Below are 25,178 nucleotides of genomic sequence, written 5' to 3' on the forward strand. Positions count from 1 at the left end.
TGCCGGCATATAAGCCTGCTATAGCTTCCTTTTTGAAGCTTTCAAAGTCAAAGTCTTCTTGTGTTGCCATTGTTTATGTCGATAGTTTAAAGTTACACTATTGACACAGTTCAGGAAACACCCTCATCATTAGCGCTAAAATTTTTGTGCCGAGTCAGTAATTAGCTGTGTCGATTGCTTGTCTCCGGCTGTCCGTGTCCGACATGCCTTTGCAGCAACCGTAAGGCCGAAGAATCGCATCCTAATAGAAACCGTCTCCATATCAGTCATAGCATTTTGCAGATTATGCAGAACTATCCGGAGGTTTGAATTCACCCGCTTGGTTCGCGTACAACTATCCTTGTAGTAGTTTCTTCATCTAACTTCCTTTAGTGAATTTGCTTTTCTACTGACAGACTTATCCAGTAAATTCCCATTTGTCCCCTGTGATCCATTGTGCCTTTCGGCAACTGATTTTTCGGACAGCTTAAAATGGAAGGATCTACCCCTTTTACAAATGCCGTTAGTGTCTCAAACTTATTTTCTGAAAATGGAAGTATCGTATAGTCCCAACTGAAATAGAAAGATAGCATCCACTTAAATTCTGCATCGATCTTCCTCTCGGTTAAATATTGATCTAAAATGGAATACGATGTCATTATTGTTGTATTATCGAGATATTCAATTCCTGTATAACAACTGGGCTCCACCTGAGCGTACCAATTTAAAAATATCAGTCGCTTTAAGCTTTCAAGCTCTGCTGCATCATCATCAATCCGAAGATAGAGTTCAAGGTAAGAGCTGTGGATATTTCGATATTGCTCGAATATTCCTTCTGAGGACAGTTTTTTGTTAACAAACTCCATCGTTCCACTTTGAGATTCGACATAGTCAAAAATTTCTATTTCTCTATCAGATAAAATGTCGATTTCTGTTTTCATGATCTTACTCCGACCCATGTTTTTCGGATAAACAGGACTCTGCATAATCAAGAACACCAGCATTTTTTAGCTCCGTAAGCTTATCCTGTATAGCTGCATAGTTCAAAGCATGAGGAACATCAATTACAAAATATCCTTCACTGTACTTTTCGCTGGAGCAGCCAAGCAAGTCGAACACCATTCTAACTTCATTTGTAACAGCGTCAGAATCCATTATTACAATCTGAACGGTAGAATTACCAGAAGCTTTAACTGTGTATCTGTAGGTTAGCCGGTCTTGATCTTCACCAAGTTCTGCGTAAATAATGTCGTCGGCTGCTACATTGGGTGCATAAAAGGGAATACTATCCAATTTGTAAAGGCCTTTTTCTTGGTCAATTGCCACAGCCCACATTGTCTCAACTGTTTCCTCGTCCAAGACATCGCTGAAAAACTGGAAAAGTATTTTCTGGTATTCTTCTGCCATTTATATCAGATATGAAAACATTGCTATTCTATGTGGGGGTAACCTATCGATCTTCATCGCTCTCGTCTATTTAGCTTTTTGTGGTTTGATGTAAAGTCTTTGTTTACTATCTATACCAATTTCTGATATCTGGTCGGTCTGCATCATTTTTATTTTTGTAGCTCACTTACTGCGCAGGCATAAGCACCAGCAATTTGACGTCAGTTATGTCTTCGAAACAGCTCTTTGGGCTTTCCCTGTTAAGAAATAAAAAGTTAGTCCATTCCGGATTGTTCCTCTCAAGCTATTTCCTTAAAATCTTATCAAGAACTTTGCCTTTCGCCAATTCATCAATCAGCTTGTCCATATACCTTATTTCACGGATCAGTTTATCTTCTATTTCTTCGACCCGGTAGCCGCAGATCACCCCGGTGATTTTTGAAGCGTTTGGATTGATCTGTGCCTGACTAAAAAAAACTTCAAAATTGGTGTTCTCTTCAAGATGCTTTTGCAGAGCTGCTTCGTCATATCCGGTCAGCCAGAATATGATCTGATGGACCTCGTCTTTTGTGCGGTTCTTTTTCTCGGCTTTCTCAAGATAGTGCGGATACACGGACGCAAAGGGCATCTTCAAGATTCGTGGTATATTTTTATCGTGCATTGTATTTATTGATCAATAAGTCTCCTCGATGGTGGATTGTCATGTATTGCAATGTCGCGTTCGGATCCGAATATTGCAAAAAAATTGAGTCCACGATTTTGCAAATTTTTATCTATAATAATAGAACCAATTGGTGTCGTAATTTTCATCAAAGTTTTCCTTGCTGTCGAAGAGAAGCATGAATTCTTCACGTTTGAAGTACCCGTAACGATCGTATCGTTTTAAAAGTTGAAAGTACTGGTCAGTAAAGTGTTCACGGGATCCGTTTCTTTCGTGTTCTTCTTCTTGCTTCCTGGTGTAAAAAAAGATTGTTGCGGTCGAAAACGCCGGAACAATTTGCCAGATCTGATCGTTCCCAAGGTTTTGCTGCAAAGCTTCGATTTCAGTTGTGGGAATGCTTCCGTTGATTTCCTCTTTTGCTACGGGTTCAAACGCGGAAAATACAACCAGCAGGTCTTCCATAAGATCTTCGACCTCTAATGCACGATTAAAGAGATGAAGCAGCGCCTGATTTGGGGCGGACTTCCGCTTTTCCATCAAAGCCGCGAAATGCCGTCTGATCGCAGCTTGCTTTCCGGGATTAAAATTGCCGCTGGATTTTAGGAAAGTCGAGACTTCATGCGGGTACTCAAAAACAATATTTAATCGAGGCCTTCTTTCCGTTCCAAATGTGTCGGATAAAATATTCAGTGGGCGGTGCTGATAACGATCATGAATCCAGTCCGCCAATTCAACAAAATCCGGATTTATCGGTGTGATGCCCTCCTTAACTTTTTTGGTGAGCCGGTAATCTTTGTCTGAAGGGTTTATCATTATGACGTTCGCAGTCTCTAAAGTTGCAAACAAGTGGTCATTTTCGCAAGCAATGCGAAACTTGACACGGTGTTATATAATTATACGCTAAAGGAAGCATCAATTGTGTTATTTTTTTGACCATATTATTAAAAATGGAGGGAATTCCGACGGAAAGTCTTTTATTGCGTGGCAGCATTTCAGAACGTGCAAAGAATTCCTGGGAGTCCCAAATCCGCTGCAGCTTCAGCTCCTGGCAGTAAGCAGTGCCACCGCCCAACTTCCGCTTGCTGCTTTGGACCTGAACAAAAGAATCACTCGCCAGTTTCTCGATACCTGACCAGTGGATGATGCTCCATAAGTACGGGCGATAGGGTAGCTGGTATCAATGTACCCGGCCGCATTCGGCTGCAGGTTAGGAGCTGTAGTTTGCATAAGCTGAAACTAATGTGCATCCTGCTATATGAATATCTAATCATCTTACCGTGGATTCTCAGGACCAGATTGCCATGCCTGAAATTATAGCTTGCATGATAGTTGGTAAATCACAAAATTCAAGTACATTTGTTGCGACTGACTAAACAGTCACTACTTATAGATGACAGGAATAAGAGAAATTGCAGAAAATTATTTTAATGCGATGAAAGCGGGCGACTTCAATACGATGTACAATTTAAAAACGCCTGATTGTGTTTATTGGCTGAGTGGCGAGGGTTCCTGGCCTTTCGGCGGTTACCAAACCCACGAGAACCAGGCAAAATTATGGGGCATTGTAGCAGACCGATTCCCGGCGGGAATGAAGATGAAGCTTCAGGCAATTACGGCAGACGAACATCGGGCAGCCCTTCATGTCCATATCCGGGGAACCCGAACCGATGGCCGTATTTACGAAAACAACGTGATGCTGCTTTTAACGTTTACGGACAACCTGATCAGCGGGCTTTATGAATATCTGGATACCATTATGGTCAATGAATTATTCTGTGGGCCACTGGACCATGAAAAGAATTAACAATAAGCCTAATAAGGCGAACACGGTAGATAAGTGTTTCTATTTCAATTGCCTTTTATAAGCAGATCTATGGATAAAAGAGAAAAGTTACTTCAAACAGCATTAGAATTATTTGTTTCAAGGGGATTTAATGATACGCCGACTAGCAAAATTGCAAAAGCCGCAGGCATAGCCACGGGGACCTTGTTTTACTTTTTCCCGACCAAAGATGAACTGATCGTTTCACTTTATCTGAAATTGAAGGCGCAGGCAGCTGAAAGTATACATCTTGCGTTAACCGGGGCTAAATCAACGAAACAAGTCATCAAAGCTTATTATGAGGAATCGCTGAAATGGTCGCTCCGCAATCCCAACGAATTTTCATTTCTTGCGCAGTTTTCTAATTCCCCTTACCTGAAGAAGATTGGCGGTCATGAAATCTCAGTTCAGACAGCACCGGTCTTACAACTTTTTCGTTCGGCGATCGGGGAGCAGCAGGTCGCTGACATTGATGTAGATTTATTGTACGCCCTGATCAGTAATCAGGTGTTTGGCGTCAATCAGTATCTTTCATCGAATGAATTCACAGCAGACGAACAACAGAAAATCATTGAGCATACATTCTCGTTGTTTTGGAAAATGATTGAAAGCAGAACTTAACGTACCAGCATGCGGAAAATGAAACTCATACTTACAGGGGCGACGGGAATGATAGGGGAAGGCATGTTGCTCGCTGCTCTTGATCATCCCGATATTACCCGGATATTGATGATAAATAGAAGGGCTTCTCCGCTGAAACATGCCAGGCTCTCGGAACTTATTGTCAAAGATTTTACAAATTTAGCTGCGTATAGCGATCAGTTAACCGGCTATGACGGCTGTCTGTATTGTGCAGGGATAAGTTCGCTTGGCATGGACGAGAAGCAATACAATCACATTACTTTTTATACGACGATTATGTTCGCAAAGAAACTTGCCTCTTTGAACCCGGAGCTGGTTTTCTTTTACTTATCAGGCGTATATGCCGATAGTTCTGAAAATGGAAAAATAATGTGGGCACGGATAAAAGGCAAAACAGAGAACGCATTAAATAAGTTAAATTTTAAGGCTGTTTACAGCTTCCGGCCAGGTTTTATCATCCCGATGAAAGCACAAAGAAATGTAAGATTGATTTATAAAGCTCTAAAACTGATATATCCTCAGGTGTTTCCGAACAGAACGCTGACTTATCACGAAATCGTAGCTGGGTTAGTCCGGATTCTGGCTAATGGTTACAATAAAAGTATCTTAGAAATAAAAGATCTGAAATTACTCGCCAGGCACACCGTTATATGATAAAAATGAGCGTAAATGAGGTGGTATTGATCGGTATATAATAACTTGGCGCGAATTCAGTCATACGAAAAAAGTCCCCTAAATTGATAGGCGGTGAGTAAAAAGGTTTGTTTTAAATGTCAGAAAGCGTTCACCATTCATGATCAAAGCACAAGCAGTTTTAGCTTGAAATGTCCTGAGTGTGGCAGCCAGGCATTTGCTTACACGCATCGGTTTAGACCGCCAAAAGCGGGTGACGATAAACGCTAGCAACTTGTCAAGTTCTTGTTTGATAATGGGTTTAGATACCAGCATATTTCCGTTTATGAACCTGATCGGCACGGGATACTCAGATTTGCCCGCTTCGCCCGATACCCTGAAAAGATGATTGATGCCCTGGAGTTTGTAGCAACCTATAAGAATCAGGCGCAACTCAAGGAACCATTTGACGGAACAGGTAATGAGTCGGATGTTTCTGTATCTCTCAAATGGCAATGAATCTGTAACCTATAAAACTACCCAACTTATTTTCATTTGTTGTAAGAAACAGCATGCCTGGAATATTAATACAATAACTTTTGCTGTGATACAATGATAGCAGGTTAAACAGCATATTTCTGATAATCTAAGGTAGCCTTCTAAGTATTCCCTCGCTTTTTGATAGTTGATCATGCTGGTTCAGCTACTACAACGGCACAACCGAATATTCCGCAATTAAACCTGATCAATCGTTCCTTCTCTGCCCTCGAGCGAGGCTTGGATATCTTCGAGGCGGTAATAATGAATGCTGCCAATCTTGTTATACCCCAAAGAGCCATTGATGCGCAGGTTCTGCAGCGTGCCGGGTGAGATCTTTAGCAACTTACGAACCTCTGAACTACGCAGCCAGGTGTTTTGAGCCATCACCTGTCGCTTAAGATGCTGTTTCAGATCTTCAAGCAGCTCGGCCTTGAATTCCTGTAAGTCCTCTTTGGTAATCAAATCGAATGTTTTCATGGGTAATGGTTTAGTGCAAGTTCGCTTTCCTCGATCGCATCAGTTCAGAGCTGGGAAAAAGTCTGAATCGATCCTAGTCGCTTATTGTTTTAAGGGCGATTTGCGAATTACACTATATTTGAAATGGCGTTTTCCTATGTAGGATAAATAGCATCCACTGTGAATCTCACCCCATGCGTAATGCCAGGAACTGAGCTGGATTTGGGAAAAGCCGCTTTGGGGTGTATTCACGATAACAAAGGTACATCACATGAGAACCCTAGGTAGTAGTGGGTAGAGCGAGTTTAATTTAAAAGTTTGTCAGAAAATGTAGTCGAGGACTGATCGAAGAAAGTTAGCAAAAACCAAAGACTAAAAGATTATGAGTCTTTTAGCCTAACCGCCCTATTATGCGGCAAAATGTGCTTTTCTGACTTACAGAGGTAATTTACGATCTATATTTGGAACTGCGGCATTTTGCTCCGTTACGTATCTGTTACGGTTTTTTCAAGCGAATGGAATTCATTGGTCATTGAAACTATTTTGAAATTTGTAGTATTGATTGGTGTAGAATAAATAGTTATCTATTACTGATTCTACTCATTAGGAATACTTTTTCGTAGCGAGAAATCACCTATCAACGAAGTGATTGTTCAAAGTTCGAGACTTCCCAACAACCGGGTTTAGTCAGACCAGAACATGGCTTGCTTGACTCCATTTGATAATAACGAACATAAAAATGATTTGGGTTTTTAACAACGGCATTATGGCTATTACAAATAAACGATATTGAAATCGGCATGCAAGCTAACGCTATTTATATAAACAATTTTCAGGTAATAAATGGCGCATAAACGGTTTAAGCGTTTTACAAGCACTATCGAATAGCATCAAAAAGTGCAAGACACAAAGGATTTATAACTAACGAAAATAATGCAGGAAAAGCGGGAGAAGGAATGTAGCGGAGCGAAGAGAGCGAAATGGATGATCCGGCGTTTCCTGCATGGGCGGCTACTGCACCTATATAATACTAAACGAGGTAAAATAAACTCCGATTGAAAAGCGGGGCCATCGGAAAACAGAAGCAGTACCTTTCCTAAATAAAGATTTAAAATTAACATTGAATCTTTTCACACACCTAAAAAACTTATGTTCAATATATTAATCCTTTAGTTTACCTTTGAAATACCAAATAAATTAAACCTCAAACAATGGCCTCAACAACTAACGCAAAAAAAGAAATAATCGATTTTTTATGGGAATGGGCTGATCCGAAAGGTGATTGGGCAAAATTATTAGTGGACAAAATTGTCAAAACAGAGGCCGCTTTACCTGCTGCTGACAGGCAGGAAATATTTGATCACTTTATAGATTCCTTAAGGACAACCAAAAAATTAACTCCTGTAACCATAATCAAACCTACATTTACTGCTACCACTAAAGATATAAAGTTATCTTCCCTTTCAAATATTACCGTGGTTAACAGACTTGCTAAAAATCAAAAAATGACCTTTGCAGATAATTTAACAGTTATCTATGGTGAAAACGGCACAGGGAAAACAGGCTATGGAAGAATATTAAAATCCCTTGGATTCAGTTACGAACAGCAAACAACCATTCACCATAATATTTTTGGCACTACAGAACCTAAATCTGCTCTCATTGATTTTAACGTAAATGGTGCGGCCAAAACCTTCACCTGGAACGGAGCCAATATTGACGATGCACTATCCAATATTTCTGTATTTAATAACAACTGCGTTCAAATCTCATTATCTGACAGAAAACTAATTGTGTCGCCAATAGGCTTCCATTTATTTAATATCGTCACGAGCGAATTAGCCGAACTCTCAACACTTCTCAACTCGAAAAAAGCAGCCTACCCTGTAACCTTACTCTGCTCAGCAGCATTACATGATGGGACACCACAACACAAATTTATCACAGAACTCTCAGAAAAATCAACAGACTTAAAACTAAAAGAACTCTCCGAGTTCCCAACAGATATTACAGCGGCAGTTGAGCAAAAGGAAAAAGATCTTAAAGGTTTGAACCAAGAACTTTTAAATACACAAATTAGCAATTTAAACAGCCAACTCTCAGAGTTGGGACTTCTTGTAACAAAAATTAAAAGTATACAATTAGCATTTACTCAAACCGAATGGAATGCACTTGTCAAGCTAAATGAAGACATCCTTACACTGGAAGGAAAAACTAAACTTGGCTTGAAGGACATTGCACAAGCTAATGGAATTCAGTTTTATGAAACCCAACAATTTAAAGATTTCCTGACTTCTGCTGACCATTACATCAATCTTCTAGATCAACGCTACCCTAAAAAGGGAGACAATTGCGCTTATTGCAATCAGCCTTTAGAAGAACCTGCGCAAAAATTATTGCTATCGTATAAGAATCTCCTTAATGATACTATAGAAAATGATCTAAAAAAACTAATTCAAAGTAGGCTTGACATCATCAATAAAGTTAAACTAATTGAAGATAACCACATCCTGAATCACCCTTCATTTGGGGTGGATGCAACATCCAAAACCGTTCAGCCTTCTGAATTAACGGCATTTAATAAAAAACTAAACGGACTTAAAACTCATTTCATTAACAATACACTGACCAAAGACTTAAGTTTTGATATAGATTATCCAGCAATAATAAAAATTATTGAAGGCAAACAAAGCTCCTTAACAACTACCCTTGCGACTAAAAAAGAATCACTATTAACCATCTCTGATAAAGTAATTGCTTTACAAAAAGGAATAGACGAATTAAAGGACAGAAAATTACTGGCTGACAATGAGGTTGATATTAAGAAAGTAATTCAGAACAAAAAGAGCCTAAAACTATTAAACTCCAAGGCAACCGACTTCAGCAGCAGTTCGATTAGCAGAAAGACCAGTGAAGCAAGAGACGAACTAATCAGTCAAAATTTTGATAACATTTTTCAAACCGAGCTGAAAGCATTCGGCAAATCACATCTCAAAATTGATTTGAGTTTTGGAACCGATAAAGGAAATTCAAAAATCTCACAAAAAATAAATCAATATCAGCTTACTGATATACTAAGTGAAGGTGAACAAAAAGCAATTGCTCTGGCCGAATTTCTAACAGAGCTACAACTTGACAATTCTAAAGCCCCTGTAATTTTTGATGACCCAGTAAATAGTCTTGATCACCATATCATTGACGATGTAGCAAAAAGATTCATTAAACTATCAAAAGATAGACAAGTTGTGATATTTACGCATAGTGTTTTACTTTTTAACAGTCTTCTTTATACTTCAAGTTTGCCCTTATTCAAAAGCGTCGACAGCAAATTCCTTAATACAAAAAATGAATACAAGGAAACTGGCTTAATTTCAGAAGCGGAAGAAATAAACACCATAAAGAGTGTAATTAAAAAAATTGAGGTGCTATTACACAATACTCCTAAAGGACGACCAGAAAGTGAAGTCGCTGGAGAGGCGTATGGTCATCTGCGTTCTGCTGTTGAACTTTGCGTAGAGCATGAAATTTTCCAGGGAACGGTAAAACGCTATCAAAAAAACGTAGCATTGACTTCATTTGCCAAAGTTAAAGGCCAGTCGATTAATGATCACAAAGACAAAATCAATGAAATATTCGAAAGATGTTGCGGTTTTCTTATCGGGCATAGTAATCCGGGAGAGATTGATAACAGCCCTACACTAGTAGGTTTTGAATCTGATTATAAAGAATTCACGAACATTAGAAAAATATTCACATCTTAATCTATCAACATATTAAAGTAAAGTCTATTTATAGCCTGATCTCAAATTTACGAGCTATAAAGACATCTAATCTTGCTGTAAATTTATTTGTACTGCCTTAGAAGGACGGCAATACCTTGTTATTTCCTTTTCTGCACCTCATTATACTTCACCTTCAGAAATCGGGATTCTTTGGTGAATCTGGCGCGAATATGTTCTTCGACATCGAAATTCAGCACTTTCTTTTCTTCCATCACTTCGATCATATCCCGATTGATGGTCAGTATGTATTGAAATTCTTCGCCTCTGTTCTGCTCCTGCTGATAAACATAGTTTAGGCTTTTTTCAAGAGAATCATTATCTACATTGAAAAGATTATCATGTACCAGAAATTGTGGATGATAAATACGGGTGTACTCATTAAACATCAGCGCCATATCATAAATGAAAACTTTGATTCTTTCTGTACTCCAGCTATGGTCATCATCTGTTCGTAAATCAAAATAAATAAATTCTTTAGCCTGATTGCTATTTTTTGTACCGATCTCAAAATGAGACTGTTTATTACCGAATATTTTGTCATGAATATCCAACACGGATTGTTCGAAACTATCAATAACAGCTTCATGCCCAGTGATATTCTCATCAAATTCCGAAATTTTTATATTTTTCTGAGCGATTAGGTTTTTCTTTTCTTTATCAGCCTGATTATACTGTCCGATCAGTGATCGAAGCGTACTCAATTCCTGATTCTTTTCGTTAAATATCCTTATCGCTGTTTTTAAATTACCCAATAACTCACCGTTATCCAATATCGAAACCTTTTCTGAATAAAGAGTGTCCAGACGTCTCGCCTGTTCGTTAAGAACCTGTAGGTCAGCTTTTAATTTTATTAGATTGGTATTAACAATTGTATTTCTAAAATTATCAATCTTAGACTTAAAGGCTACCACATCGTCTAGTGATTTTTTGATCATATCTCCTAAGCCCGATTTAAACTGATTGAATAGGATCGCTATCTCACGCTCGCTTATATTTTCGGGCTGAGGCAATATATCAATCTGTTTGATCTTATACTTAATCGCCTTTTGCTGATCCCTGACTTCTCTCAACTGTGCATCCAACTGAACAAGTTCATTTTGAACGATCTCAAATGAATCATTGTTTCGCAACTGCTCCATAGAAGCATTGACACGGCTTACCTCACTTTCCAGCTCATTTAGTTTTGCTTTTGCATCATTTACGTTAACCTGACCGTTGTTGGTAAGCAAGCGTTTCGTTTCAGTCAAGTATTTCGTTTTCTTGTGAAGTTCATCCAATAGTTTAACCAACTCACCATACACGCCTAGGCCAAAACCCAGGAAAAACAGATGTGGTTTAAAATCTCTTGGAATATTTTTATCGGTATCAAAACACTTGATAATATCCTTAAACTCCGACCTTTCATCACGGATCACTGGAGCGAGCAGGTTCCTGAAACTGATACGTTCGGTATAAGCAGGATATTGCTCAAAATACATATTCTACCTCCTGGAAATAGGTTGTGAGCGCCTCTTTGTCGCTTAATGTTCCCTCTCCATGTCCATGAAAGTTCGCACTTCCGGTACCACCCTTGCCGCCTTGCCTGAACAGCTGCTTGCCTTCTTTTTCCTCGAACCGAACCACATCATCCATCCCATTAGGCAAGCCCGCTACCTCATAACGCGATAAGCCGAAAGCATTTCCCTGATAAAACTTTGCATCGTGTTTGCTGAGCGTAAGCACATAGTAGTTTTCTTGTTTGGAAATCGCCTCAATCAAAGGAACGATGTTGAAAGTATCGTTTGCGTACGACGCGCCCTCAATGGCATAGGGCAACTGAATGGTTTTGATAAAGTCTTGCGCCACATAGATGGCCAGACCTTCCTGCTGAGAGTTCCAAAACGCTTCGTCCCTTTGTAACGCATATGCGGGCGCCAGTAATTGCTCGATTTCGCTGGTACTTAACGATTTTTCCTGAAGCTGCTTCTCCAGCGACTGTAAATGGTTCTTCAGAACAATTGGGTCTTGCTTTTCGTTCACTTCGTGTCCGAAGCGATGCGTTGGCATAAAAATAGAAATGCAGGGCGACGATTTAAGCTGTAATTCCTTAAGGTCCTCTTTTGTGATGATATTCATTTCTTAGCTAGTTATTTGAATCGTCAGGTGCGAGGTCTTCTCCTTTATGCAGGTTCCTGTTGATGTGCCTGACACGTACGCCATCAGCCAGTTCATCTGATCCGTCTTTAGTGTATTTTTCCGCCAATGCGTTGTCCGCTTCCAAACTGTTTACCGCAAATGCATCTTTTAGCGGATGCGTTTCTTTGCCATTTCCTGTGGGTTTTCCCTTTGGTGCGATAAACCCATTCTTTCCTTTTGCCATAAATCAAAAATGTTAATTCAATATTGTCCGATAAAATCCGGATGTTTCATAACGGCATGTTTGCGCTGTTCGCTCATCTTTGCCGTCTTGCGTAGTTTAACACGGCCTGGTAATTTAAGTTGCTGATAAATCAAAAACACGTATTAACAAATACGTGGCAAGGCTTGTACGTATCGCCTGGCATGAAATACGGGCGCGACCGACTTAAACTAAACTTTGAAAATCACTGTAAGCTGCGGGGCAGGTCAATCGCCTGGCGACCCGGGGTCTGAAGGAAATTTTGAATGGCGCGGTGGGTTCCAGCCGGACAAGAGTATGTTACGTTTGCAAATATGTTGACGAGGAAACTATAGATCATATAAAGCCGCCAGGCGAGGAAGGCGGTGGAGGTGATGGTGACTATTTTCCACCCATCTATTACGATTGCAATGGCGATGCTAACGATAATGCAACTTGGTCAAATGAGTGCAGTACTTGCATAGGAGGACTTACGGGTCTCACAGAATGACCTAAAGTTGTGGATGTGAGAACTGAGAGCATGTTATTAGCTAATTACCCTTGTATGGTTAAGGAAGTCCTAAATAAGCTAATGTTAAATCAAAATTTTGGTAAACTAATTATGCCTTTTCAATCAGTGACCTTACCAGACGGGACAAAGTTGAATATCGTTGGGCAGCCGTCTTCGAAATTCAGCTATTCGAGCCAGCCGTATGGTGGCGTTAATAATTCATATAAATAGGGGGAACGGAAGAGTTAGCCGGACTAAGCGCGGTAATACGATTTAATCAGAATGCTATGAATAATTCTTCAACATTATTACTTCAGGCTGTGGCTATTCACTAAGCTGCTCGTGCAATAAGCTACAACAAGATAAAGGTATTCCCCTTATAACTTCAGGATTGCGGTGCTAAAATCCTCGCGCTTTAAGACACAGGAGGCAATGTTGCCACGATGTTTTGTTTTTTGCTTTTTGCCTCATTATATTAGGCTGCCAAACCAAACTCAATGAATCTGTTTAACGTTCTACTAGCCCTCCACATCGCAGGGGGAGGCATCAGCCTGTTATCAGGACTGATCGTGTTATTTTTGAAAAAGGGTGGGAGAACCCATCGCCTCATCGGGAATATCTACTTTTATTCACTAATCACTGCTTCTCTTGTTTCTCTGCCAATGGCGTATTTGCACCCGAATCTTTTTCTTTTTATCGTCGGCGTGTTCACTACTTATATGCTGCTTACAGGGAAACTTTATCTGACTAAAAAAACGTGCAGGGATGTTCGCCCTGGCGACTGGATACTTAGTGTTATTATGTTACTGTTCAGCGTAATGTTCCTGGTGATTGGAGCAATAAATCTGTACAAAGGTGTGTTTTTTGGACTGGTCCTGGTAGTTTTCGGACTCATTAGCTTATCCTTTGTTCGTCAGGATTGGATCAATTTTAAAGGTAAATCGCCAGCAGTTAATTCCTGGTTAACGACTCACCTGCAACGCATGGTTGGTAGCTATATAGCTTCTGCGACTGCTTTTCTTGTAGTCAACAACCATTTTCTACCTGGAACAGTTGCCTGGCTATTGCCGACTGTGGTACTCACCCCCCTCATAGTCAGATGGTCAAAAAAATACCTGGTGTTGAAGAAAGTTGTGTGATTAAGTTTATTCAGGCATAGGAAGTAATATTTCGCACGCCCTTACCTAATGTGGATGATAGTTTGGTAAGTGCAACAGTAGCTTCCATTTCTCATTGTACCAGCTGAAAGCGGCTTGTGTCAAACCAGGAATAGCGGCTTTGAAAAACCGGGTCTAACGAATGCGGCAGCCGGAATCGGGATTGCTGCCCACTTCAAGATCTGCGCCCGGAGACAAGGGTCCGATGTGCCCATCTGTATCGCCGATAAATTAGTTGTTCTGTTTTGAACATCCAGTCAGGCTCGGGTAAGACGATCCGCCGTTAGTCCCGACTGCAGACACTGCTATTGTGTTTCGTTAAGCCAGGCGGCAGCGGTTTTGATAACGTTATCGCGTTTGGTATTTGACAAGTCATCGACCTGTACGTCAGGTACAATTTCTCCCTTATAACTTTTACCTGTTCTATCGGTAACATAGGTCCTGGCCAATAGAAGTTGTGCACCGTTAGACAATTGGAAAGTAGAGTTGGCAGTTACATAACCAGCAGTCGTTTGCCCAAAAGACTTTACGTTTGGTAATCCAAGGAAGGATACAGCGGTCATTTCCCCGCTGCTACCGGTTTTGGCATCAAACAAAACTGCGATCTTAACTTTGTTATTTTTGATCTTGTAGGTGTTGATAGGTTGATCTTTTCCTAAAATTTTACCGTTCTCGTTGCGCCATGCGCTTTTGGTTTTTCCTTGAACGAAATAACCAGCTGTACCGTCGTCAACCAACGCATTTAACCCTGCCAGCATTGGCCACATATTTCCGCCCCCGTTATGGCGTAAATCAACAATCCAGCCGGTAACCCTATTTGCAGTGTCAATTTTTTCGATGATATTCCGGATCGAATTTGCAAATGCAAGATCTTTCTTTTCATCAAAAGTCATCAATCTGGGCACTTTGATCCACCCAATTCCGTTACCTAAGTATTCGCCCTCGGGCATTTCAATTACCGGCGTTTGACTGATTTCATTTATTGTCTTTGAAGAAATAAAAAAAGAATGTTTGTCTCCTGCTGCTTTAAATTTTTTTCTGTAAAAATTGAAAATCAACTGGTCATTGATTGAATCACTATCCGTAAATTCCAGTTTCTCACTGGCTGATTTTATCTCTTCCCAGTTCAGCTTGTCAGTGAAAAGGGAATATTTTTTAATAATCTTGAATATTTCGATATTCAGTTCCGCAGCGCGTTTATTATGATTGAGTCTGGATTGTGCCAGCACGGATATATTCAGGATAATAAAGCCGGTTAATATTGTAAATGCCTTTAAATGTTTCATTTAGTAGAATGCAGCGTCTTCGAAGGTTCAGATCCGTACCCATTTCGGATAGTCGGATTTCGACAAAAATACACACTTTGCCTGCTATTCACTCATTACAGCTGAAAATGCTCCATAATGGCTCGGATGTCTGCCGCCCGATTTCGTATCTTCGCAGACGCAGTTTAAGCTACCGTTCATAAGTATACCAACCGATGATCAAATACCTAATCTTCAGCATCTCAATCGCATTCATCTCCTGGATTGTCGGTATGATTCTAAACGCATTAGTCACAAAGACCGCGTTTTACCAAAAGAACCTTCTGAGCCTCAATTTTATCAAAAATGAGCGGATTAATGGTCGGCTTGGACTGGAACCATTCAAATGGCTCATCATGCATAGTTTCTTTAAGTATTTCAATCCGAAGCTTTCCGTTAAGAAACGGATTTTGCCGGGCGAGCTCGGTGCTTACCGTGCTCAGATGACTCTGGCGGAGCTTAACCACCTGTTCGCATTTGCGTTCATGTTACTTTTTGTTGCTTTCAGACTTTTCCAGGGTTTATATCTGTTTGCGCTGGTACTCCTGTTTGTGAATGTACTGATGAACATGTATCCAACTTTACTGCAGCAGCAGAACAAGCGGCGAATTGACCGCTACATGGCCGTCCTGCAAAGGCGTTAGGGTAGCCCCTGGCTGTTGACCGCTTTGCCTTGTCCGCTTGAAACATCGCAAAAGGCTCGAAATATGCCGAACTTCCCGGGAGGCAATCTTTCGGTGCTGATATTAGCTATGTTGCTGTTCGCAGTGCATAGGGAAGGGGATGACCGTATCGCATTTCAATTAAACCACCAATGTCTTTTCTCTGAAACCTATTTATTGGTCTTCATTGCCTGGCTATCAATCTTAGTCCGCCATACTTCGCAATAAGGGTTACATGCAATCAAGTTATCCATTCTGATCTCCGACTATCACGAGTGTTCTGCTGGATTTCAACAAAATAACCTGATATTTGGATGGCTCGGCGACTATAAATTTATCTTCATGACCATCCAGTCTTTGCCTTTCAGTAACCTGATATCCATCGACAGAACCTCCGCCACGCCGGTCTTCAGGCAATTGGCCGGTGCGATAATCACACTCATCAGCAACGGGAAAATAAAACCGGGGCATCAGCTGCCTTCCACCAGGGAAATGGCTGGCCTGATCAAACTGAACCGGACGACGGTGGTGGCGGCCTACGACGAGTTAAGCGCGCAAGGCTGGCTCGAGGCTGACGGCAGAAAAGGAATGTTCGTTTCAAAGCGACTGCCGGTGGTCGAACCACAATCTTTTAAATCAGCAAAGCGATCAACCGCAGATGGTTCAAGTAAAAAAGATTTTTATCAGCAGATAAGTTTTGGGCGGCCTCTTCGCCGTGAGGTAAAGCCCTTTCATCTGGTGATCAACGACGGGTACCCGGATCACAGGATTGCACCTCTGAACTCCATATTTAACCGTTACAAAACCCTGTTCACAAAAAATCATTTGCAGGGCCCGCTGCTCACCGGGAACCCAGCAGGCAGCTTATCCCTGCGAACTGAACTTGCCGGCTTTTTATCCAAAACAAGAGGTTTAGATATTGACAGTGAGAACCTGCTGGTTACGGCTGGCGCACAGCTGGCGATTTATATGGCTGCTAGTATGGTGTTGAAAGCCGGTAGTACGGTCATTGTTGCAGATCCGAACTATATATTGGCCAATAAGCTGTTTGAACAGTTGGGCGCAAAATTGCTGAAAGTAAAGGTTGATGAGCAGGGCATCGATGTCGATGCAATCGAAGAGATTTGCAGCAGATCCCGGCCCGACCTCTTATATATCATTCCGCACCACCATCATCCTACCACGGTAACCCTGAGCGCCGAAAGGAGGATGAAGTTATTAGACATTATCCGCAGATACCGGCTGCCGGTCATAGAAGATGATTATGACTATGATTTTCATTACCAGAACAGCCCGGTTTTGCCGCTTGCGAGCGCAGATCACGAGGGTTATGTTCTTTATATTGGGTCCATATCCAAAACCCTGGCGCCCTCCATCCGCATGGGCTACCTGGCGGGCAGCGCGGACTTTGTTAGGCAGGCTTCGCGGCTTAAACAACTGATAGACATCAGGGGTGATGTTTTATATGAAGAATCTATAGCTCACCTGTTTAGCACCGGCGAAATGCAACGGCATTTACGGCGATCAGTAAAGTTATACCGGCAGCGACGCGACCGGTTTTGTGAACTTTTAAAGGCCTCGTTAGGAAGCCTGGCACAGTTTACTGTACCTCATGGAGGCATGGCTGTCTGGATTACTTTTCCTGACGATTATTCCATAAGCGAGCTGGCTGACCGGCTGTACGAGCAGGGCATTTATATGAATGACGGCAGTATCTTCCGGTATTCGGATACAGTAAATGGTATTAGAGTTGGTTTCGCATCACTTAACGATGCGGAGATGGAAACATTTGCGCATGCGCTTGCGCAGGTGAGATAACCGGGGGCGTGTCCGCATTGGGACGCCCCCGGTTCATGCAGAATAGGCTTAGTTAACCTTTAACCACTCATCGAAAGTGATACGGCCTGACCGGAATTCGCCCAGCGGCACCAACAGATCTTTCGGGATTTCAAAAAACATATACTGATTCTCATCATTCGACACAAGGACCTTGCTGTTGCCTGTATGGTCAAGATATTTTTGGACGAAATCAGTCATGTGCGCCCTTTCCGGACCTGCAATCTCAACCGTTCCATTCCTGGGATTCTCTAACGCAATCTGTACGACAAAGTCGACCACATCTGCTGCTGCTATCGGCTGGTAGTCTACCGTAGAAATGTTCACCCCGGCCTCATTGCCCTGAACGTCAATCAGCGTGGTCATGTGTTCATGAAATTGCGTAGATCGAATAACGGTATAAGGAATACCGGAATTTTTAATGTAATCTTCCTGATTTTTTTTTGCCTGAAGATAACCGATGTATGTAGCGCGGTCCGTACCAACGATCGACAAAATGACATGGTGTTTCACGCCTGCCGTTTTTTCTAAGGCAGCAAGGTTTTTCCCCGCGGTCCGAAAGAAATGCAGCGCTGTCTGCTCATCAGGTGATGCAGCGTTCGAGAGATCGATTACGACCTCAGTCGCTTCCAGCGCTTCTGCAAGACCTTCACCTGAGACGATATTTATCCCATTTGATGGTGATCCAACGACCACTTCATGACCTGCTTCGGTCAGTTTTCTGCTAACGGCTTTACCGATCAGCCCCGTTCCCCCAAGTACTAAAATTTTCATATGCAAGTGAGTTATTAAGTCAATTCGCGCATCGCATCTGGCCGAACCACAATGGTTTGAAGCCGCAATGCTTAGACAAAATAAGTGATTGATCGGATGAGATTGACCATCCAAACTTTGCAAATGAGACCATCCAATACCAGGATGAGCCCGGTTGCAGTCGCGGATGTTCCTATGTCTAATCCGGTATGAGGCTTACAGACCCAAAATATTACCGTATGTAGCTGCGTTACAATCGTCAAGCCGCTGGAGCGCTTTGACATGGATTTTGCTCCAAACGGTTTCTTCCTGGTTCTTTTGTTCATCGAACATGTTTCCGCCTGAGGTCGTGCTTTTTTTCCTGGTGATGTAGTTGATGCTCGTATTGCTTGCTTCTCCCGAAGCCCGGTGAAATTCAGTGTGATCAAAGCCGATGAGCTCCATGGCGTTATGCTGATAGCGGAATTTATACGATGCGCTGTTTACATACCAGGATCCGCAACTAAGCCAGTAATTGAGTGCGATACAGAGCAGGCCCTTTTTTATAGAGAGATCGCCGTCCTGTAGCAAGGGGTCAGCAAGGCAGGGACTATCCTCATCATTCGCGGTCGGGATAAAACCCTGATCATTCTGCGAGATCAGCTGATATCCATTTTTATGTTTAAAAAATACCATCAGCGTCCGCGGATTCAGGTTAAGCGTATCGGCGCCTAAACCATCCTGACGTCTGAAATTATCCGGGTCGGTATCCTCAATGACAATTGCGTCGTCACTGATCCCGTCACCGTTCAAATCCCCGCTAGAACGGGCGATCACCTTCCAGCCCTTTGGAATGAAATCTTCAATCAACCGTTTAGTCTTAATTTGGACTGGTCGTGCTTCCGTATCAGGCGCAATGACAGCTGTCGCATTACCGTCATTGCCCTGGCCTGGCTTGCGGACCGGCTTGGTAGCGTTATTACAACTGGCCAGCAACATGGACACCATGATGAACAGTAACAGTGAGCAACTAAGCGGTTGACCGGCATGCAGCAAACGTCTTTTCTTTCTGGTATTTGTTTCCTTTAAGATCTTCATCATTTTACGGTACTTCTGTGTTTCAGGCGCGGCGTTTACACGATTCGAGACCTGGCAGTGCTTGTCTATTTCGACAAGAACGCATGCGCTCAATTTATTCACCTTGCACGAATGTACAAAACGGACCAGAGCTAACAAATGTTCATTGCGCCGCGGTCTTTTATCCTTTTTCTTTAATCTCATTGAGGGGTTCTGCGCCCAGGCTTTAAACTTTCCACTTCCGACTCAACAATCGGTCTTTCATCCTGGTTCTTTTTCCCTTAATCTCATTGGAAAACGGTCGCCGCTACCTCTTCGCAGGGGATCCCTCGCCGTTGCGATTCCGAAGAAAAGGTATTATGTAAACGTGCTTCGGTATGACGATGATGGGAAACGGCAGTGCCGCTTACGCGGTTTAGAAGTTAGGCGCCCAGACTTACAACTTGATACCTACAACTTAAAACTTTAGTGATTCATGGTTCGTGCTCAGTCTTTTCCCCTTTTTTTTAATCCCATCGAGGGGTTTGTCAGTGCCTGACTCATGGTTCATTGTTGTCTGGGGAAAGTTTTGCGATAGTCTTAGCCCTTCGGTTTTCAATAAATCTGAAACTGTGGTATCGGACCGCTCACCGCCGCGTGGGCTCCTTCTTTTTCTTGGAAAAGAAGCACCTGAGGCATAGCCGAAAGCGTTCGTACCATTGAAAACAACATACAAGAGACGAACAAACCGCTCCGGCTGTGTATCTCTTCTTGCATAAAAGCATCAAAAGTCCTCCGGCGGCGGGAAAAGGCCCGGATTATCCCTGCGCCATTCCGTTCCGGGCTGGTTCCCCTCCTTGGTTCTTCCCAACCTCCTTAAACAGTGCAAGACTTTTAATACTTTTCTGCGGCGAGAAGATACAAGGCCGGTTCGCATCTATCAATAGCAGTAGTCAGGCAAAACCGTTATCAAAAGCACCGCCTGTACGTAAAACCCATAGACATAAAATTCAGGGGGCTTGATTCAGAAGACTCAGGCAAATATTGTTTTGAGACTGTTCAGAAGGATCTTATTTAATCCAGCAGATTTTTCCCGGACAACACTGATTAATGACTCGTGGTTCACCTAGCGGTCATGGAGGGGTTAGCCGCCGTAGTCATTCGTCCTGGTTCTTTTTTCTTTAATCTCGTTGAGGGGATCCGCGCCCAGGCTTTAAACTTTTTACTTTCAACTAACTTTAATAGTATTTAGCCATTCGTAGTTCGTATTTAGACGTGCTGTAAAATCCCTGAAGCGCCCAAGGCTTTAAACTTTTTACTTTCAACTTTCAACTCACCTCGAAGTCTTTCATCTTGGTTCCTTTTTCTTTGATCAGTCACCAATCCCCGATTTGCATACAACTTTCAGGGTTTTGCAAACAGCCGTTCACCTCGGCTTGCCGACCTTTGAGTTATATTATTTAACACGATGAAGATGAAAACAATAAATTTAGGAAGCCAGGGTCTGACCGTACCGAAGATCGGCCTCGGCTGTATGGGCATGACAGGTTTTGAGGACGGGCATATGTATGGCGAGGCTGATGAGCAGGAAGCGATAGCTACCATTCACCGCTCGCTTGAGTTAGGCGGCAACTTTCTCGATACCGCTGATTTATATGGTCCGTTCAAAAATGAGCAGCTGATTGCAAAAGCCATAGCGGGGAACCGGGATAAATATATCCTCGCCACAAAATTCGGCTGGGAAATTAATGATGAAAACAAGGTGACCTGGGCTATCAATGGCAAAAAAGAATATGTCAGGAAATCGGTAGAGCGCTCTCTAAAAAACCTCAATACGGATTATATCGATTTGTATTACCTGCACCGGCTTGATAAAAACACACCCATCGAGGAAACCATCGAAGCGATGAGCCGGCTGGTAGAGGAGGGGAAAGTAGGTTATCTCGGCCTTTCAGAGGTATCTTCAGAAACAATCAAGAGAGCGCATGCGGTTCACCCGATCACAGCGGTACAAAGCGAGTATTCCCTGTTTGAGCGCAGCGCGGAAACGCGTGGTGTTTTGGACACACTGCATGAGCTTGGGATCGGTTTTGTAGCCTATTCGCCGCTGGGACGCGGGTTCTTATCCGGCCAGATCCGAAGCATCGATGACCTGCCCGAAAACGATTTCCGCCGGGCGATACCACGTTTCCAGGAAGCGCATTTTTATAAGAATATTGAGCTGGTGAAAGCTATTGAGACCATGGCAGAAGAAAAAAACATTACGTCATCACAGTTGGCGCTGGCCTGGATCATTAGTAAAGGTATCTTGCCGATTCCCGGCACCAAACGCAGAAAATATATAGAGCAGAACATAGCAGCCGCCTCAATCGGCTTAAGCGAAGCTGATTTGGTAAAACTGGAAAGCATTGTACCTTTGGGCACAGATACGGGTAATCCATACGATGAATTTAGTATGGGGCTTATTGATTAGTGGTATGTAGTATTTAGTAATTCGTATTTAGTATTTGGACATAGTGCCGAACCTGTTTTCGTTAACACCGAATTTAGTAGTTAGTACATAGTATTTAGACGAGGCGGCTAGCCTGATTTAAGACACAGTATTTAGTCGTTCGTATGAAGTATCTAGACATGGCGGCGAAACAGGCAGCAAGATAATAGCGGCTGGTATCCTATATTTAGTATCCAAATGACCCGCAAAACTATTAGTTTCCGTTATGAGGGGCTTATTCACCCATACTTAAAACTTACAACCTAAAACTTACAACCTAAAACTTACAACCTAAAACTTACAACTTACAACTCACCACATGAACGCCATCAATTCCATTTCAGAGTTTCACCGGTTACTGTCATTGCCCGAGCCGCGTCATCCGCTGGTCAGCGTGATCAACCTTGCAGAAAGCATTTTCCTGGAAGATGATATATGGAAGGGTTTCGTAAACAGGTTTTATTGCGTCGCCCTGAAAAGGGAAGCGAAAGGCAAGATACGTTACGGACAGCAACATTACGATTACGATAAAGGAGTGCTCAGCTTTACGGCGCCCAATCAGGTGCAATACCTGGACCTGAATAACATGGAATGCGGCTCAGGTTACCTGCTTATCTTTCATCCGGATTTTCTGCTTGCACATCCGCTGGCGGCCACTATCAACAAATATAATTTTTTCTCTTATGCGGTAAATGAGGCGCTGCACCTGTCGGCCGAAGAAGAAGACGATCTGATTACCATTTTAAACAAGATCGACCGCGAATGCCTGCATATCGACCGGTATACGCAGGAGATTATCCTTTCACAGATTGAGCTGCTGCTTAACTATTCCAACCGGTTTTACGAGCGGCAGTTTATCACCCGTAAAAACCACAACAACCAATTGCTTACGAAATTTGAACGGTTGGTCGACCAGTATTTTGAAAACAATATAACAAGCCAGGCCTTAACCGTACAGCGCGCGGCAGAACTCATGAACCTGTCGCCAAATTACCTGAGCGATCTTCTGCGGATGCATACCGGGCAAAGTACGCAACAGCATATCCACCAGCGGTTGATTGAAAAGGCGAAGGAGAAACTCTCAACTACAAACCTGTCTGTAAGCGAAATTGCCTATGCATTAGGTTTCGAACACGCGCAATCGTTCAGTACCTTATTTAAGAAAAAAACCAGCGTCTCGCCCCTCGAATTCAGGCAGGCCTTTAATTGATCTACAAAAAGCAAGAATACCTGAGACCGGGGGGAAAGCGCTCTTGCCGCTGAACGCGCAGCCGGAAAACGTCCCGAGGCTTCAGCTCTGCACGAAAAATAACATTGTGAGGGGCGCCGAGGTCTTGATGCCTGGTTCGTTACGCCTTATTCTACAAAGTTTTCCCCTTTTGACTAACAACTCATACTTGGGGCGGCAGCGCAACGTCTATGACAACCCCTCCAGTTGCCTGAATACGGAAACCAGCTGCTGACCCTTTGAAGTAAGCGTATACTCAATATGGAGCGGTTTTTCCCTGATCACTGTCTTTTGGATGAGCTCGTCATTTTCCATTTCGCGAAGGGCCGTGGATAGAGACTGTTTACTGGCGCCCTCTACCGACCGCAAAAAAGTACTGAAACGTAATGGCCGCTCGGTTGCCAGCCGAAATATCTCTGCTTTCCATTTGCCTGATAACATCTTAAGCAAGGCCTGGGCGGGGCAAATCTCTGCATCTTCAGGTATTTCGTGAGTAGTCATAAAATTCTGACTTATTGCTTTAGACAGGTTTGTTTGCCAATTTTGGCCGGGCGATTATATATCTTCAGGATACATATCTACGGCCTAAAATTAAACATACCGAATCGGTTTTGAAGAAAAAATCATGACAGAGAAAAAAAAGAATGCGAAAAACGGCTTCGATCATTTAAATGTTGAGCAGTTAACTAAGAGGCGCAATGTGCTTAAGGGTTTTCTGATCGGTTGTTGCGTGGTTTGGTTAGGTATCTTCGGACTGGCAATATATTTTTATGTCTATAAATCGACGGCTAAACTGTTTATCCCACTGGCCGTGCTGCCTGCTACTTTGCTGCCGATTTTTATCAGCCTGGCAACTATTGACAAGGAGATTAAATCCAGGCCTCAGCTTTAATGGCTTGATCAGCTCATAAAACGATGTCCCGTCGGAGTCAAAAGCAGAATCAGGCAATTTTGGCAGGCAGATCATATCTGAACAGGATCATATCTCTGAGCCTTATCCCGTTTTCTATGATTTCCTGTTCATAGTTATCTATGAAAAAATTTGGCCTCGCGCCATATCGAACAAAGCCGTTTCTCTCATAAAATCTGATCTGGCTGTATCCGCTATCGGCAGTTCCGACAATGAGGTATGTGTAGCGGCCGGTAGCCAGTTGTATTATGCGATCAACCATCCAGCTTCCAAGTCCCTGGTTTCGCCATTCTGAAGCAACGGCAATATTTTTAATCTCCAGGCAATCCCTGTCAACTTCGAACAGGCAGCATACCGCTACAGCTTTGTTATCATGCTTCAGCACGTAGACATCCGATGCAGAGAGATACCTGTTAATGGCATGCAAGGTTTCATCCGCGAGGAGCAGCAAATCATATGGATAGTCGGCATCAATGCGAACAAGCGCTTTTGTGCTCGGGTTAATCATCGTTCAAGCGCCTTTTCCATCCGGTAGTTGACAATAACAACATCTTCCAGCAGATTTTGATTTTCCCGGGTAACGACAAAACCCTTGCGCTCAAAAAATGGCCTGGCCGTCTTACTTACATCGGCGGTAACGGTTGTACCGGTATTTTTTCTCGCCCGTTCCATGAGCGCCGTATAAAGCCGGCTGGCAATTCCCAGGCCCTGGTGGTCTTTATGCACGTAAAACACGTCGAGGTAATTTCCGGGTGTTATGCTGCCAAAGCCCCCGAGACTGTTTTTAACTTCGGCCACCAAAAAGTATTGCCCGGCGATTCTTTCTTCCCAGCGGGCTGCATGTTTGCCAAGGCCGGCCCACAACTCCAGCTGCCGGCCATCATATTCATTCACACAAACGGTTAATACCGTTTGTACATACAGCTCAATCAAAGCGGGAATATCTTCGTTTCGTGCCGCGCGCAGCTTAACTTCAGGTTGCATAGTACAAAGATAAAAATAGATTTTCTGCGCTGCATCTTAACCGGCATCAGGCCATGACCAGCTTGACATCA

At 42.7% G+C, this 25,178-nt stretch carries 24 protein-coding genes; 10 read left to right on the forward strand and 14 right to left on the reverse strand.

Annotated elements, in window-relative coordinates; all coding sequences use genetic code 11:
• Window positions 1-368: 368 nt before the first annotated feature.
• From EJV45_RS07850 to EJV45_RS07865, 4 genes are all read right to left on the reverse strand, one after another.
• The gene (locus EJV45_RS07850; RefSeq protein WP_129715123.1) at window positions 369-920 is read right to left on the reverse strand and encodes a hypothetical protein; all 552 of its coding nucleotides are present in this window, start codon (window positions 918-920) and stop codon (window positions 369-371) included.
• A gap of 4 nt (window positions 921-924) precedes the next feature.
• A complete protein-coding gene (locus EJV45_RS07855; RefSeq protein ID WP_129715124.1) occupies window positions 925-1,386 on the reverse strand; it encodes a DUF4265 domain-containing protein in 462 nt (153 codons plus the stop codon).
• 283 nt (window positions 1,387-1,669) lie between these two features.
• Window positions 1,670-2,026: a DUF2200 domain-containing protein gene (locus EJV45_RS07860; RefSeq protein WP_129715125.1), complete on the reverse strand. Its 357-nt coding sequence runs from the start codon at window positions 2,024-2,026 to the stop codon at window positions 1,670-1,672.
• Between the two features lie 108 nt (window positions 2,027-2,134).
• Window positions 2,135-2,872, reverse strand: a complete 738-nt coding sequence (locus tag EJV45_RS07865; protein WP_129715126.1) for a hypothetical protein — start codon at window positions 2,870-2,872, stop codon at window positions 2,135-2,137.
• Window positions 2,873-3,416: 544 nt separating this feature from the next.
• Between EJV45_RS07865 and EJV45_RS07870 the strand changes: the two genes are divergently transcribed.
• From EJV45_RS07870 to EJV45_RS07880, 3 genes are all read left to right on the forward strand, one after another.
• A complete protein-coding gene (locus EJV45_RS07870) occupies window positions 3,417-3,830 on the forward strand; it encodes a nuclear transport factor 2 family protein (RefSeq protein WP_129715127.1) in 414 nt (137 codons plus the stop codon).
• A gap of 69 nt (window positions 3,831-3,899) precedes the next feature.
• A complete protein-coding gene (locus EJV45_RS07875) occupies window positions 3,900-4,469 on the forward strand; it encodes a TetR/AcrR family transcriptional regulator (RefSeq protein WP_129715128.1) in 570 nt (189 codons plus the stop codon).
• A gap of 18 nt (window positions 4,470-4,487) precedes the next feature.
• Entirely contained in the window at window positions 4,488-5,144 is a 657-nt protein-coding gene (locus EJV45_RS07880) for an NAD-dependent epimerase/dehydratase family protein (RefSeq protein WP_129715129.1), read from the forward strand.
• 693 nt (window positions 5,145-5,837) lie between these two features.
• On the opposite strand, the gene EJV45_RS07885 is transcribed toward EJV45_RS07880, so the two are convergent.
• The gene (locus tag EJV45_RS07885; RefSeq protein WP_129715130.1) at window positions 5,838-6,119 is read right to left on the reverse strand and encodes a helix-turn-helix domain-containing protein; all 282 of its coding nucleotides are present in this window, start codon (window positions 6,117-6,119) and stop codon (window positions 5,838-5,840) included.
• 1,190 nt (window positions 6,120-7,309) lie between these two features.
• Here EJV45_RS07885 and EJV45_RS07890 point away from each other — a divergent pair.
• Complete coding sequence (locus EJV45_RS07890) at window positions 7,310-9,859, forward strand: AAA family ATPase (protein ID WP_129715131.1); 2,550 nt, start codon at window positions 7,310-7,312, stop codon at window positions 9,857-9,859.
• Between the two features lie 119 nt (window positions 9,860-9,978).
• On the opposite strand, the gene EJV45_RS07895 is transcribed toward EJV45_RS07890, so the two are convergent.
• Genes EJV45_RS07895 through EJV45_RS07905 form a run of 3 tightly spaced genes read right to left on the reverse strand, consistent with a single transcriptional unit; the run spans window position 9,979 to window position 12,239 of the window.
• Entirely contained in the window at window positions 9,979-11,358 is a 1,380-nt protein-coding gene (locus EJV45_RS07895) for a DUF2326 domain-containing protein (protein ID WP_129715132.1), read from the reverse strand.
• Window positions 11,348-11,995, reverse strand: a complete 648-nt coding sequence (locus EJV45_RS07900; protein ID WP_129715133.1) for a hypothetical protein — start codon at window positions 11,993-11,995, stop codon at window positions 11,348-11,350. The genes EJV45_RS07895 and EJV45_RS07900 overlap by 11 nt, the downstream gene beginning before the upstream one ends.
• A gap of 7 nt (window positions 11,996-12,002) precedes the next feature.
• Window positions 12,003-12,239, reverse strand: coding sequence for a hypothetical protein (locus EJV45_RS07905; protein WP_129715134.1), 237 nt, complete (start codon window positions 12,237-12,239; stop codon window positions 12,003-12,005).
• Between the two features lie 1,005 nt (window positions 12,240-13,244).
• On the opposite strand from EJV45_RS07905, the gene EJV45_RS07910 reads away from it, so the two are divergent.
• Window positions 13,245-13,886 carry a hypothetical protein gene (locus tag EJV45_RS07910; protein WP_129715135.1) on the forward strand — a complete coding sequence of 214 codons (642 nt, stop codon included), beginning with the start codon at window positions 13,245-13,247 and terminating at the stop codon, window positions 13,884-13,886.
• A 323-nt stretch (window positions 13,887-14,209) separates the two neighbouring features.
• On the opposite strand, the gene EJV45_RS07915 is transcribed toward EJV45_RS07910, so the two are convergent.
• A complete protein-coding gene (locus EJV45_RS07915; protein ID WP_129715136.1) occupies window positions 14,210-15,190 on the reverse strand; it encodes a S41 family peptidase in 981 nt (326 codons plus the stop codon).
• 194 nt (window positions 15,191-15,384) lie between these two features.
• On the opposite strand from EJV45_RS07915, the gene EJV45_RS07920 reads away from it, so the two are divergent.
• Both EJV45_RS07920 and EJV45_RS07925 read left to right on the forward strand, forming a co-directional pair.
• On the forward strand, window positions 15,385-15,852 hold the full coding sequence (locus tag EJV45_RS07920; protein WP_129715137.1) for a hypothetical protein: 468 nt from the start codon (window positions 15,385-15,387) through the stop codon (window positions 15,850-15,852).
• Between the two features lie 360 nt (window positions 15,853-16,212).
• On the forward strand, window positions 16,213-17,688 hold the full coding sequence (locus EJV45_RS07925; protein WP_129715138.1) for a PLP-dependent aminotransferase family protein: 1,476 nt from the start codon (window positions 16,213-16,215) through the stop codon (window positions 17,686-17,688).
• Between the two features lie 48 nt (window positions 17,689-17,736).
• Here the strand turns inward: EJV45_RS07925 and EJV45_RS07930 are convergent, their stop codons facing one another.
• Both EJV45_RS07930 and EJV45_RS07935 read right to left on the reverse strand, forming a co-directional pair.
• Window positions 17,737-18,480: an SDR family oxidoreductase gene (locus tag EJV45_RS07930; protein WP_129715139.1), complete on the reverse strand. Its 744-nt coding sequence runs from the start codon at window positions 18,478-18,480 to the stop codon at window positions 17,737-17,739.
• A gap of 195 nt (window positions 18,481-18,675) precedes the next feature.
• Window positions 18,676-19,539 carry a hypothetical protein gene (locus EJV45_RS07935; protein WP_129715140.1) on the reverse strand — a complete coding sequence of 288 codons (864 nt, stop codon included), beginning with the start codon at window positions 19,537-19,539 and terminating at the stop codon, window positions 18,676-18,678.
• 1,429 nt (window positions 19,540-20,968) lie between these two features.
• On the opposite strand from EJV45_RS07935, the gene EJV45_RS07940 reads away from it, so the two are divergent.
• Together EJV45_RS07940 and EJV45_RS07945 are read left to right on the forward strand one after the other, a co-directional pair.
• Window positions 20,969-21,967 carry an aldo/keto reductase gene (locus EJV45_RS07940; RefSeq protein WP_240755227.1) on the forward strand — a complete coding sequence of 333 codons (999 nt, stop codon included), beginning with the start codon at window positions 20,969-20,971 and terminating at the stop codon, window positions 21,965-21,967.
• Window positions 21,968-22,304: 337 nt separating this feature from the next.
• Complete coding sequence (locus EJV45_RS07945; RefSeq protein WP_129715142.1) at window positions 22,305-23,195, forward strand: AraC family transcriptional regulator; 891 nt, start codon at window positions 22,305-22,307, stop codon at window positions 23,193-23,195.
• A gap of 207 nt (window positions 23,196-23,402) precedes the next feature.
• On the opposite strand, the gene EJV45_RS07950 is transcribed toward EJV45_RS07945, so the two are convergent.
• Window positions 23,403-23,714: a helix-turn-helix domain-containing protein gene (locus EJV45_RS07950; protein WP_129715143.1), complete on the reverse strand. Its 312-nt coding sequence runs from the start codon at window positions 23,712-23,714 to the stop codon at window positions 23,403-23,405.
• A 124-nt stretch (window positions 23,715-23,838) separates the two neighbouring features.
• On the opposite strand from EJV45_RS07950, the gene EJV45_RS07955 reads away from it, so the two are divergent.
• Window positions 23,839-24,105 carry a hypothetical protein gene (locus tag EJV45_RS07955; RefSeq protein ID WP_129715144.1) on the forward strand — a complete coding sequence of 89 codons (267 nt, stop codon included), beginning with the start codon at window positions 23,839-23,841 and terminating at the stop codon, window positions 24,103-24,105.
• Window positions 24,106-24,154: 49 nt separating this feature from the next.
• On the opposite strand, the gene EJV45_RS07960 is transcribed toward EJV45_RS07955, so the two are convergent.
• Window positions 24,155-24,631 carry a GNAT family N-acetyltransferase gene (locus EJV45_RS07960; RefSeq protein WP_129715145.1) on the reverse strand — a complete coding sequence of 159 codons (477 nt, stop codon included), beginning with the start codon at window positions 24,629-24,631 and terminating at the stop codon, window positions 24,155-24,157.
• On the reverse strand, window positions 24,628-25,107 hold the full coding sequence (locus tag EJV45_RS07965; RefSeq protein WP_129715146.1) for a GNAT family N-acetyltransferase: 480 nt from the start codon (window positions 25,105-25,107) through the stop codon (window positions 24,628-24,630). The genes EJV45_RS07960 and EJV45_RS07965 overlap by 4 nt, the downstream gene beginning before the upstream one ends.
• Window positions 25,108-25,178: the final 71 nt, after the last annotated feature.

This window comes from Pedobacter sp. SYP-B3415, from assembly GCF_004138205.1.
Taxonomy (GTDB): Bacteria; Bacteroidota; Bacteroidia; order Sphingobacteriales; family Sphingobacteriaceae; genus Pedobacter.

Coding starts and splice junctions, on each gene's coding strand:
- EJV45_RS07850 (WP_129715123.1), bottom strand. CDS start 920: ATGAAAACAGAAATCGACATTTTATCTGATAGAGAAATAGAAATTTTT.
- EJV45_RS07965 (WP_129715146.1), bottom strand. CDS start 25,107: ATGCAACCTGAAGTTAAGCTGCGCGCGGCACGAAACGAAGATATTCCC.
- EJV45_RS07895 (WP_129715132.1), bottom strand. CDS start 11,358: ATGTATTTTGAGCAATATCCTGCTTATACCGAACGTATCAGTTTCAGG.
- EJV45_RS07870 (WP_129715127.1), top strand. CDS start 3,417: ATGACAGGAATAAGAGAAATTGCAGAAAATTATTTTAATGCGATGAAA.
- EJV45_RS07940 (WP_240755227.1), top strand. CDS start 20,969: ATGAAAACAATAAATTTAGGAAGCCAGGGTCTGACCGTACCGAAGATC.
- EJV45_RS07910 (WP_129715135.1), top strand. CDS start 13,245: ATGAATCTGTTTAACGTTCTACTAGCCCTCCACATCGCAGGGGGAGGC.
- EJV45_RS07930 (WP_129715139.1), bottom strand. CDS start 18,480: ATGAAAATTTTAGTACTTGGGGGAACGGGGCTGATCGGTAAAGCCGTT.
- EJV45_RS07935 (WP_129715140.1), bottom strand. CDS start 19,539: ATGATGAAGATCTTAAAGGAAACAAATACCAGAAAGAAAAGACGTTTG.
- EJV45_RS07855 (WP_129715124.1), bottom strand. CDS start 1,386: ATGGCAGAAGAATACCAGAAAATACTTTTCCAGTTTTTCAGCGATGTC.
- EJV45_RS07890 (WP_129715131.1), top strand. CDS start 7,310: ATGGCCTCAACAACTAACGCAAAAAAAGAAATAATCGATTTTTTATGG.
- EJV45_RS07950 (WP_129715143.1), bottom strand. CDS start 23,714: ATGACTACTCACGAAATACCTGAAGATGCAGAGATTTGCCCCGCCCAG.
- EJV45_RS07885 (WP_129715130.1), bottom strand. CDS start 6,119: ATGAAAACATTCGATTTGATTACCAAAGAGGACTTACAGGAATTCAAG.
- EJV45_RS07920 (WP_129715137.1), top strand. CDS start 15,385: ATGATCAAATACCTAATCTTCAGCATCTCAATCGCATTCATCTCCTGG.
- EJV45_RS07860 (WP_129715125.1), bottom strand. CDS start 2,026: ATGCACGATAAAAATATACCACGAATCTTGAAGATGCCCTTTGCGTCC.
- EJV45_RS07905 (WP_129715134.1), bottom strand. CDS start 12,239: ATGGCAAAAGGAAAGAATGGGTTTATCGCACCAAAGGGAAAACCCACA.
- EJV45_RS07925 (WP_129715138.1), top strand. CDS start 16,213: ATGACCATCCAGTCTTTGCCTTTCAGTAACCTGATATCCATCGACAGA.
- EJV45_RS07945 (WP_129715142.1), top strand. CDS start 22,305: ATGAACGCCATCAATTCCATTTCAGAGTTTCACCGGTTACTGTCATTG.
- EJV45_RS07875 (WP_129715128.1), top strand. CDS start 3,900: ATGGATAAAAGAGAAAAGTTACTTCAAACAGCATTAGAATTATTTGTT.
- EJV45_RS07915 (WP_129715136.1), bottom strand. CDS start 15,190: ATGAAACATTTAAAGGCATTTACAATATTAACCGGCTTTATTATCCTG.
- EJV45_RS07880 (WP_129715129.1), top strand. CDS start 4,488: ATGAAACTCATACTTACAGGGGCGACGGGAATGATAGGGGAAGGCATG.
- EJV45_RS07960 (WP_129715145.1), bottom strand. CDS start 24,631: ATGATTAACCCGAGCACAAAAGCGCTTGTTCGCATTGATGCCGACTAT.
- EJV45_RS07955 (WP_129715144.1), top strand. CDS start 23,839: ATGACAGAGAAAAAAAAGAATGCGAAAAACGGCTTCGATCATTTAAAT.
- EJV45_RS07900 (WP_129715133.1), bottom strand. CDS start 11,995: ATGAATATCATCACAAAAGAGGACCTTAAGGAATTACAGCTTAAATCG.